The organism is Cryobacterium lactosi, assembly GCF_004403945.1.
In the GTDB taxonomy this organism is placed as follows: Bacteria; Actinomycetota; Actinomycetes; order Actinomycetales; family Microbacteriaceae; genus Cryobacterium; species Cryobacterium lactosi.
Window position 1 is genome coordinate 68447 of record NZ_SOHM01000047.1, and the last position, 9703, is coordinate 78149.

Here is a 9703-nt window from a genome sequence, read left to right on the forward strand (position 1 = left end):
CTTTCGTGGACGGCGAGTGCGATTCTATCGCCGAGGCGGCTGGTGCGCCGCGGCGGCACCCGGAGGCGCCGCCACGCGTCGCTCAGTCAGGCAGGCGACGGCCTGCGATGAGCGTTTTCAACCAGAGACCGCTGTCCTTGACCACGCGCTCCTGGGTGTCGTAGTCCACGTGCACGATGCCGAACCGTTTGCTGTAGCCGTAGCCCCACTCGAAGTTGTCGAGCAGCGACCAGACCAGGTAGCCGCGCAGGTCGACCCCCTGCGCGATGGCCCGGTGCGCCGCGGTGAAGTGCCGGCGCAGGTAGTCGAGCCGGTCAAGGTCGTGCACCGCTCCCTGCTCCAGGACGTCGTCGAACGCGGCGCCGTTCTCGGTGATCATCAGCGGCAGCCGGGGAAACTGTTCGCTGAGCGAGAGGAGCAGTTCTTCGAGGCCGTCGGGTGCGATGTTCCAGCCCATCGACGTGTAGGGGCCGGCCTGGGTGAGGAACTCGACGTGGCCGCTCCCGGGCCAGGGCGAACCGCCGACGTCCTTGTGCCCATCGGCGTTCTGTCTGGTGGAGGTGCCGTCCCACATGCGCACGGTGGCGGTGGAGTAGTAGTTGACGCCGAGAAAGTCGATGGGCTGGTGGATGGTCTCGAGGTCGCCGGGCAGCACGAAGGACCAGTCGGTGATCGCCGCGGTGTCCTCGAGCAGATCGGCCGGGTACTCCCCGCGCAGCATCGGGCCGGTGAAGGCACGGTTGGCGAGGGCATCGATGCGGCGCTTGGCCTCGGGCGAGCTGGCGTCGTCACCGCGCAGCACGTGGAAGTTGAGCGTGACCGAGTACTCGGCATCCGTCGTGACGGTCTGCCGCAGCGCCTGCAGAGCCAGGCCGTGCCCGAGCTGCAGGTGGTGCACCGACTGCAGGGCCGCGAGCGAGTCGGTGCGGCCGGGGGCGTGCGCGCCGGAGCCGTAGCCGAGGTAGGCGCTGCACCAGGGTTCGTTGAGGGTGGTCCAGCAATCCACCCGGTCGCCGAGCGCGGCGCCCACGATGGCGGCATACTCGGCGAACCGGTACGCGGTCTCCCGTGAGGTCCAGCCGCCGGCGTCCTCCAGCGCCTGCGGCAGGTCCCAGTGGTAGAGGGTCACCATCGGGCGGATGCCGCGGGCCAGGAGCCCGTCGACCAGCCGGGAGTAGAAGTCCAGGCCGGCCTGGTTGGGTTCGCCCGATCCGAGCGGCTGGATGCGCGGCCAGGCGACCGAGAACCTGTAGGCCTCCAGCCCCAGCGATGCCATCAGGTCGAGGTCGCTCTCGAGCCGGTGATAGTGGTCATCCGCGATCTCGCCGGTGTCACCGTTGACGATCTTGCCCGGCGTGGCGCTGAAGGTGTCCCAGATCGACGGGCCCCGGCCATCCGCGTCTACGGCGCCCTCGATCTGGTAGGCCGCGGTGGCCGACCCGATCAGGAAGTCGGTCGCGAATTCCAGGCCTGAGTCGCGGTACGTGCTGGTGCCCGTTGTCACGGAAGTCAGAGTGGTCACAGTGATCCTTTGCGTAGGTGCTGGTGAAGAAGTGTGGCGACGGATGCGTGCCAAGGCAGTGCCGGCCCGGTCAGCCCTTGACCGCACCCTGCATGATGCCGGCAATGAGCTGCTTGCCGGCGACGATGAACAGGATGAGCAGGGGCACGACCGACAGCACGGCACCGGTGAGCACCATCGAGTTGTCGGGTGTCTGGCCACCGCTGGCGGTGAGCGCCGCGAGAGCCGTCTGCACGCTGGGGTTGGTGGGGCCGAGCACGAGCAACGGCCAGAGGAAGTCGGTCCACGCCGCCATGAAGCTGAACAGCGCGAGCACCGCCATGGCGGGCCGGGCAGCGGGCACGGCGACGTGCCAGAAGGTGCCCCACATGCTCGCTCCGTCCATCCGTGCCGCCTCGATCAACTCATCGGGGATGACATCGACCAGGTACTGACGCATAAAGAAAACGCCGAAGGCTGTGACCATGCCCGGCACGATGACGGCCTGCAGAGTGCCGATCCAGTGCCAATCGGACATCAGCATGAACAGCGGGATGATGCCCAGTTGGGTGGGGATGGCCATCGTGGCGATGACCGCGACCAACAGCCCGTTGCGGCCGCGGAATTGGAGTTTGGCGAAGGAGTAGCCGGCGAGGGTGGAGAAGAACACCACTGAGATCGTGATCGCCGTGGAAATGATGAGGCTGTTCACCAGCGCCTGCAGGAACGGCACCGTGGCGAACACCTCAAACGCGTTCTCCAGGAAGTTCGGCCCGGGCAGCACCGCCGGCGGCACCAGGTTGGTGTCGGAGGACTGCCGGCTGCCGATCACGAACGACCACCAGAGCGGGAACGCCGCACCGGCGAAGAACGCGAACAGCAGGCCGTAGGTGAGGAAGCCGGGTGCCTCGTAGGTGGCGCGACGGCGCGATTTTCGCTCCGCGCGGCGTTCGGGGGTGGCGGGCATCAGGCGTTCGGTCAGGGTGCTCACTTGCGGCCTCCGTTGATGGACCTGGTCACATACGGCCGCCGGGGTACTGCGATCTTGACCGGCTTGATGTCGTTGGTGCGGATAGCGCGGGCGATCGCGTAGTTCGCGAGACCGGCGATGATGATGATGAGGAAGAGGATCCACGCGGTTGCCGCAGCCCGGCCGAAGTCCCTTCTGGGGAATGCCAGCTCGTAGAGGTAGAGCACGATGGTCTGGAACTGGCGACCGCCGCCGCCGTTGGTGCGGCCGTCGAACAGCTTGGGTTCGGTGAAGATCTGCAGCCCGCCGATGGTGGAGGTGATCACCACGAAGATCATGGTGGGCCGGATCATCGGCACGGTGATCGCCCAGAACCGGCGCACCTTGTTGGCGCCGTCCAGCGCGGCCGACTCATAGACATCCCGCGGAATGGCCTGCATCGCGGCGAGAAGGATGAGCGCGTTGTATCCGGTCCAGCGCCAGTTGACCATGCTGGCGATCGCTATGTGCGAGGGCAGCACGTCGAAGGCCCAGCGGATGGGTTCGAGGCCGAACAGGTTGAGCAGCCCGGCGACCGGCCCGGTGTACTGGTTGAACACCTGCGCGAAGATCACCGCGACCGCGACCGGGGCCACGATGTAGGGAAGCAGGATGCTCATGCGCCAGAAGGTCTTGGCGCGCAGCGTCTGGTCGAGCAGCGCGGCGATCACCGTGGCGAACAGCAATTGCGGCACGGCGGAGAGCAGGAAGATGCTCACGGTGTTGCCGAAGGCGTTCCAGAAGAAGGGGTCGGAGAGCACCGAGGCGTAGTTCGCCAGGCCGACCCAGTCGCCCTGGCCCTTGAGCAGGTGCCAGTCGTAGAGCGAGACATTGAGCGTATACGCGATCGGGAATACACCGATGAGCGCGAAGAGGATGAAGAACGGCGCGATGTAGAGGAACGGCGACGCCTTGTGGTCGAAGTGCGAGAGTCTCTGCTTGAAGGTGAGCTCGGACCGCGTTTTGGCGGGCCTGCGATTGGGGATCGTGGAGCTGGTTGTGATCGTGCTGGTACTGGACATCGGCGGCCAATCCGAGAGAGGGGCGTGGGTGGGGCGGCGGGCGGTCCCGGGCGGTGTGCTCGGGACCGCCCGCCGGGTGGGGCGGGAGGGCGGGTGCGCTAGCCGACCAACTGGTCGAGCAGCACCATGGCTTCATCCCACGCGACGTCGCCATCGGTGATCTCGCCCTGGCCGATGCGGTCGAAGACCGGGCCGAAGACGTTGTCCTGGATATTGGAGTCCTCCGGGCCCTTCACCTGGGCGATGACGCNAAGACCGGGCCGAAGACGTTGTCCTGGATATTGGAGTCCTCCGGGCCCTTCACCTGGGCGATGACGCCCTCGGAACGGGCACTGAAGATCTCGCCCACCGGTGCGTTGTTGAAGAACTCGTTCGTCGAGTCGGCCACGAGAGACTGGCCCTCGATGGTGCTCGGGAACGGTCCGGCGAGTTCGAACGATGCCGCCTGCTGGGCGGGGGCGGCGAGCCAGAGGGCGAGGGCCGCAGCCTCCTCCTTGTGCTCGCTCGACTCGGAAACACCGAGGAAGGCGCCACCCCAGTTAGCCGCGCCACCGGGCAGCACATCGGCGAAGTCCCAGCCGCTGTCGGTGGTTCCTTCGTCGTAGTAGCCCTGCACGATGCCCAGCATCCAGCTCGGGCACATGTAGGTGGCATAGTCGCCGGCCTTGGCCTGCGGTCCGACGTCCCAGCCCGGCAGTCCGGCGCCGAGGCCGTTGTTCTCCGCGTCGACGACCAGGGCGAGCTGGTCCTTCAGCACCTTGTTGCCCTTGATGTTCAGGGTCTCGCCATCCGACTTGTAGTAGCCCTCCTCCTGCTGGTTCACGAAGGAGTTCCAGAAGAATCGGGGGCTGTGATAAAACGCCTTGTCCGCGGCGGCGACGTACTCTTCGCCCACCTCGTAGAAGCGTTCCCAGGTGGCTGTGTCGCCGCCGAAGTACTCAGCGACCTCGGTGCGTTCGCTGGGCAGGCCGGCAGCCGCGAAGAGGTCGCCGCGGTAGCACAGGCCCTGCGGCCCGATGTCGAGGCCGGCGCCGATCACGCGGCCGTCGGCATCCGTGCCCTGCTTGAATTTCCAGTCCAGCCAGTCGTCGGCCACATCTTCGATGCCGTAGTCGCGCAGGTCCACGAACGAGTCGCTGACCTCCTGGATTGTGCCCAGCCAGCCTTCCTCGATGGCGACGACGTCGCTGAGGCCGGTTCCGGCGGCGATCTTGGCGTAGGCGTCGTCGCGGGCCGCGCCGCCGCCCTCGAGATTGGTGGCCTCGATGACGATGTTCGGGTTCTCTTCCATGTACTTGGTGTAGTTGGCGTCGACCCCCATGGTGCCGAAGGTTGTGACTGACAGGGTGACCTTGCCATCGTCGGATCCGCCGGTGGATGCGCTGCATCCTGTGGCGACGATCGCGAAGACTGCGGCACCAGCGATCGAGGCTGTTATTGCGCGTCGTGAACTCACGGCACTCCTTTGTGGACGTGTTACAGGGACAGAAACGCTTCCGATGAGCTCTCATGGAAGCGCTCCCATGGAATGTTGACAAGACTAGGCAAGGTCGTGAGCGCCTGTCAAGGATTTCATGGAAGCGGTCCCATGGCACTGCCGAAGAGGGTGCGGGTGTGGCACTCGGGCGCCACTGGTGCCGTTGCGGACCAATGTGGCCGGCACACCGGGCGCAATTCTCCGAACGGGCAACAGTTGCGCGGGGTGCACCGGCCGAGGCGGCAGCCGGGCGGCAGCCGGGCGGGCTACAGGCTGGTGACCGCGACGAGGCTGAGTATCACGGTCGCCGCGAAGCCCGCACCGATGGCGCGGCGGGTGCGCTTGGCGGGATCCTTGAGCGGCGGCAGGCTCTGCCAGCGGAGCACCGCGCCCACGGTGGCTGCTGCCAGGAGCAGCACGAGGGCGTACCAGGCGAGTGTCGTCGCCGTGGACCAGTCGACCAGCGCACGACTGGCGATGAGGATACCGGCGGCGGCCAGGCCATCCGTGGCCAGAGCCAGGCGGTCGCGGGCGGCGCCGAAGCGGGGCGACCAGGCCGAGAGGGCGAAGCCGCCGACGAAGGCCACGACCACGATGAGCGGGATCCAGTTGGTCACTTGTTCTCCTCCAGAATCGACATGGCGAGGGCATCGACGCTGGTGGCGGTGTTGCCCAGCACGATCACCGCCCGGTTGGCGGTGCGGTCGAGGGCCAGCATGCTCGCGAACCCGCCGGTGCCGCCGTTGTGCCAGGTGGCGGTGCCGTCTTCGGGAGCCTGGGTGAACCAGGCCAGGCCGATGAGCGGACCGGCGCCGGCGGGGCCTTGCGGGTCGAGCACCGTGGCGGGGTCGACGCCGAGGGCGGGGTCGGCCGAGAGCAACGCCTGGGCGTAGAGCGCCATGTCGGCGGCGGTGGACCGGATGGCGCCGGCCGGGGCGTAGGCGCCCATGGTCCAGGCATCCGCCGGGCGACCCGCGGTGGTGTAGCCGGTGCGGGCGCCGGCGGGCAGGGCATCCGCTGTGACCGCGATCGAGGTGTGGGCCATGCCGAGCGGCTCGAGGACGCGGGTCTGCAGCAGCTCGGGGTAGTCGGTGCCTGCCGCGGCGGCGAGGGCCTGGCCGAGCAGGGCGACGCCGAGGTTGGAGTAGGCGACGGTGCCCGGGTCGGTGAGGGCGGCGGCCCTGGCGTGCTCTTCGAGGGCGGCGAGGTCGAAGGGGTAGGGATCGCTGCCGCGGTAGCTGCTCCACAGGCTGGTGGCCAGGGCCGACACGGTGATCGCGATGCGGGGTAGGCCGGAGCGGTGGCTGCTGAGGTCGGCCAAGGTGACGTCGGCCGCGGCGCTGTCGCCGAGGTCGAGGTAATCGCCGACCGGGTCGGTGAGGGCGACCTCGCCGCGCTCGACGGCCTGGGCCAGCAGCAGCGCGGTGAAGGTCTTGGTGATCGAGCCGATCTCGAACTCGGTGGTCTCGTCGGCGCCGAGGCCGGCGTAGGCGACGCCCTCGGCGTCGATCACGGCGGTGACGAGGGTGTCACGGGCGCCCGGCTCGATGCCGGCCTTGTCGGCGAGGCTCTGGGCGAGGCCGGGATCGCCGGTTGCTGATGTCGACAGGGTGGGCGGTCGGGGCGCGGCCAGGACGCCCGCCACGATGACGGCGAGGGCGGCGCCGACGGCGATCAGGCGGATGCGGGTGGGGCGTTTCATCGGAGACCTCCGTCGAGTAGCGGACGGGAGTGCGGCAGCGGGCATCAGATGCCTCCGGCGGCAAGGACCACCGTGAGCAGAGGCACGACTTTTTCGGGCGGAATGCCGTAGTGGCCGCGGGAGGTGGAGTAGACCCAGCCGGCCGCGATCAGCTGGTTGACGTGGTGGTAGACCTGCCCGGTGGTGCCGACTCCTTCGAGCGCGGCGAGTTCGGAGACCGCGACAGTGCCGGTCGCGATGGCCTGCAGCAACCGCAACCGCACAGGGTGGCCGAGCGCCGCCAGGGCGGAGGTTGAGGACGGGCGGCTCCAGTCGCGGGCGAGGATATCCTCGGTGGTGAGGGCGTACTGCCAGTCGACCGCTCCCCCGCCGGGCAGCGAGACACTGCCGGTGTAGAGAACCGCGCCGGGGGCCGGAACCATCGACTTGAGAGCATTCAGCGCCCAGAAGACGTCGGTGGTGGGGCCGGTGGCGGCGGGCGCCGTGACGGACGGGACGGCGTTCGGCGCGGATACGGCCGGCGGACCGGCATCCGCCCCGGGCTGGAGCGTCGCGAGTGGAACGGTCGCGGCCCCCGTGCCGAGGCCGGCCTGCACGGCCTGCTCGAGGGCATCCACGCGGGCCCGCAGCTCAGCGAGTTCGTGTGTGTGGTCGTCCGACAGGCTCATACGTCCATTATTACGTACTTATCAAGTAAAAACGCACGGGATTCCGTAAGTTACTCGGCTGGTGAGGTCGGCTGTGGGCACAAATGTCCGCAGGGGAACAGTGAGGCCGAGCCGCGGCGGATCGGCGGGCGGCTAGCTGGTGACGGTGCGGCGGCCCTCGAAGGCGCGGCCCAGGGTGACCTCGTCGGCGTACTCGAGGTCGCCGCCGACGGGCAGGCCGGAGGCCAGGCGGCTGACCTTGATGTCCAGGGTGGTGAGCAGTCGCGACAGGTAGGTGGCGGTGGCCTCGCCCTCGAGGTTGGGGTCGGTGGCGATGATCACCTCCTGCACGGTGTTGTCGGCCAGGCGGGTCATCAGCTGGCGGATGCGCAGGTCGTCGGGTCCAATGCCGTCGATGGGGCTGATCGCCCCGCCGAGCACGTGGTACAGGCCCTTGAACTCGCGGGTGCGTTCGATCGCGACGACGTCTTTGGCCTCTTCGACCACGCAGATGGAGGTGGGGTTGCGGCGCGGGTCACGGCAGATCATGCAGGTGTCCTGCTCGGAGACGTTGCCGCAGATCTCGCAGAACTTGACCTTGTCGCGCACCTCGAGCAGAACGTTGGCCAGGTGGGTCACGTCGAAGTTCTTGGTCTGCAGAATGTGGAACGCGATGCGCTGCGCCGACTTCGGGCCGATGCCGGGCAGGCGACCGAGCTCGTCGATGAGTTCCTGAACGATGCCTTCGTACATTTAGTTGTCGTTCCTCTGTCGCGAGATCGGGTCGTGCGGCTGCTCCTCGATGAAGGTGGCGCCGAGGATCTCGCGCACCACGGCCTCACCGTAGCGCTGCTTCTCGGCGAACGCGGGCGACCGCCGCGCGGGCGCGCCGCGCTGGCTTGCGGGGACGGATGCGGGCGTTTGCGCCTGGGTGGGAGCCTGCGCCTGGCCGGGTGCCTGCTGCTGGCGGGGTGCCTGCTGCTGGCGGGGTGCCTGCTGCTGCGCCGTGGGCTGCTGCGTGGCCGGCCGGGTGCCGCGAGCGGCCTCCGGGGGTGCGGAGAACTGCTGCGGGTCCGGCGGGAGGTCGTCGTAGGGCGGCGGCTCTTCGTCGAAGGGCGGCTCGAAGTCGGGTTCGGGCGCGTAATCGTAGGCCGGTGCCGACGGGGCCGACGCCTTCGGGGCAGCGGAGGGCGCTGACGACGCCGGGACGCCGGCGGGTGCGCTGTCGGCGGCTTCGGCAGCATTGCCGGCGCTGGTAGCCGGGGCCGGGGCCGGAGCTCCAACAGAGACGGATTCACCCTGGGCGGGCGGGGCCACCACGGGTTCGTCGGCCAGAGTTTCCGCGGCAGCAAGAGCGGCGGCGGATCCGGGGATCACGACCGTGGCCCATCCGGTGGACGTGGTCGGCGGCGCGAGGGTGGCGGTCGCGGTACCGGTTGACGTGGCCGACCCCGGGCCAGAACTGGCGCCTGACGGGCCGCCGAATGCCGCGGATCCGGCCGATGGCAGATCAACAGAGGCCGCCGAGGTCGGCGGGGCGTTCGTCGGGGACGCGGACTGCGTTGAGGCAGAGGGGGCCGCGGAGGAAGCATCCGCGAGTTGCCCGGCCGCGGACGAGTTGCCCTGGCGCACCGGGGTAGCTCGTCCGGAGGTGGGCAACTCGGCGGAGGGCGTCGGTGAGGAGGCGGGCGCGGAGGTGGACGCGGGGGCGGGGGCTGCACCCGAGGGGTGGCCGGCGCCCGCGGCGGCGAACGTCTCGGAGTCGGCGCGGGCGATGAACTTCACGCGCAGGCCGAGCACCTTCACAATGGCGCCGCGCAGGAACTCACTGACGCCCTGGCCGGGAGCCTGCTGGGCCTTGAAACCCTGCATGTCCTGCTCGCTGGGGAAGGACAGCACGAGGACGTCTTCGCCGCGCAGGTCGAGCACGCGTGCGGTGTAGACCACGAGCCAGGCGCTGAGCTTGACCTCCTTGACGGCCTCGAGGATCTGCGGCCAGGCATCCTTGATCTGGGCCAGAGTGACCGGGCCGACCGGCACGACGGGGGTCGCAGCCGGCGGGGCCGCAGCCGGCGGGATCTCTGCGGCGGGTTCGGTCGAGCCGGCAACGGGCGCGGTCGGCGTGGCGACAGACGTACTCGAGCCGGCCTCATCGGAGGATGCGGCGGCGTCTGCGGCCGGCGTGGCCCCAGTGGCCGCACGAGCAGCGGCGGCGGTCTCGGCCGGGGTGGCGGCCGGGGATCCGGGCACGCGGGTGGCCCAGCCCGAGCCGACGGGAGCGGGCGCCGCTGCTGCTGGAGCATCGGCAGCGGGACGACCGGCAGGCTGGCTGGCCGGCGGGGCCG

The 9703-nt window shown here is 69.1% G+C and carries 10 protein-coding genes; all 10 read right to left on the reverse strand.

The window, feature by feature from the left end; translation table 11 throughout:
* Positions 1 to 82: 82 nt before the first annotated feature.
* Positions 83 to 1513 (reverse strand): GH1 family beta-glucosidase, encoded by a 1431-nt coding sequence (locus E3T61_RS20510; RefSeq protein ID WP_420898509.1) that lies wholly within the window; start codon positions 1511 to 1513, stop codon positions 83 to 85.
* Between the two features lie 79 nt (positions 1514 to 1592).
* Positions 1593 to 2468 carry a carbohydrate ABC transporter permease gene (locus E3T61_RS20515; protein ID WP_134642701.1) on the reverse strand — a complete coding sequence of 292 codons (876 nt, stop codon included), beginning with the start codon at positions 2466 to 2468 and terminating at the stop codon, positions 1593 to 1595.
* Positions 2469 to 2488: 20 nt separating this feature from the next.
* Complete coding sequence (locus E3T61_RS20520) at positions 2489 to 3532, reverse strand: carbohydrate ABC transporter permease (RefSeq protein WP_134642689.1); 1044 nt, start codon at positions 3530 to 3532, stop codon at positions 2489 to 2491.
* Between the two features lie 98 nt (positions 3533 to 3630).
* Complete coding sequence (locus E3T61_RS22425; RefSeq protein WP_241992724.1) at positions 3631 to 3768, reverse strand: hypothetical protein; 138 nt, start codon at positions 3766 to 3768, stop codon at positions 3631 to 3633.
* Entirely contained in the window at positions 3765 to 4853 is a 1089-nt protein-coding gene (locus E3T61_RS20525; RefSeq protein WP_478213458.1) for an extracellular solute-binding protein, read from the reverse strand. The genes E3T61_RS22425 and E3T61_RS20525 overlap by 4 nt, the downstream gene beginning before the upstream one ends.
* 422 nt (positions 4854 to 5275) lie before the next feature.
* Complete coding sequence (locus E3T61_RS20530; RefSeq protein ID WP_134642690.1) at positions 5276 to 5626, reverse strand: hypothetical protein; 351 nt, start codon at positions 5624 to 5626, stop codon at positions 5276 to 5278.
* Positions 5623 to 6711, reverse strand: coding sequence for a serine hydrolase domain-containing protein (locus tag E3T61_RS20535; protein WP_134642691.1), 1089 nt, complete (start codon positions 6709 to 6711; stop codon positions 5623 to 5625). The genes E3T61_RS20530 and E3T61_RS20535 overlap by 4 nt, the downstream gene beginning before the upstream one ends.
* 44 nt (positions 6712 to 6755) lie before the next feature.
* On the reverse strand, positions 6756 to 7379 hold the full coding sequence (locus tag E3T61_RS20540; protein WP_134642692.1) for an ArsR/SmtB family transcription factor: 624 nt from the start codon (positions 7377 to 7379) through the stop codon (positions 6756 to 6758).
* Between the two features lie 132 nt (positions 7380 to 7511).
* Positions 7512 to 8111, reverse strand: a complete 600-nt coding sequence (recR, locus tag E3T61_RS20545) for a recombination mediator RecR (RefSeq protein ID WP_088455142.1) — start codon at positions 8109 to 8111, stop codon at positions 7512 to 7514.
* A partial coding sequence (locus E3T61_RS22010; RefSeq protein ID WP_478213457.1) for a DNA polymerase III subunit gamma/tau domain-containing protein occupies positions 8112 to 9703 on the reverse strand: 1592 nt, incomplete at its 5' end. It lies immediately after the preceding gene.

Bases quoted from the DNA above. Each gene is read 5' to 3' on its own strand.
- E3T61_RS20515 (WP_134642701.1), bottom strand. From the start codon at position 2,468: ATGCCCGCCACCCCCGAACGCCGCGCGGAGCGAAAATCGCGCCGTCGC.
- E3T61_RS20520 (WP_134642689.1), bottom strand. From the start codon at position 3,532: ATGTCCAGTACCAGCACGATCACAACCAGCTCCACGATCCCCAATCGC.
- E3T61_RS20535 (WP_134642691.1), bottom strand. From the start codon at position 6,711: ATGAAACGCCCCACCCGCATCCGCCTGATCGCCGTCGGCGCCGCCCTC.
- E3T61_RS20540 (WP_134642692.1), bottom strand. From the start codon at position 7,379: ATGAGCCTGTCGGACGACCACACACACGAACTCGCTGAGCTGCGGGCC.
- recR (WP_088455142.1), bottom strand. From the start codon at position 8,111: ATGTACGAAGGCATCGTTCAGGAACTCATCGACGAGCTCGGTCGCCTG.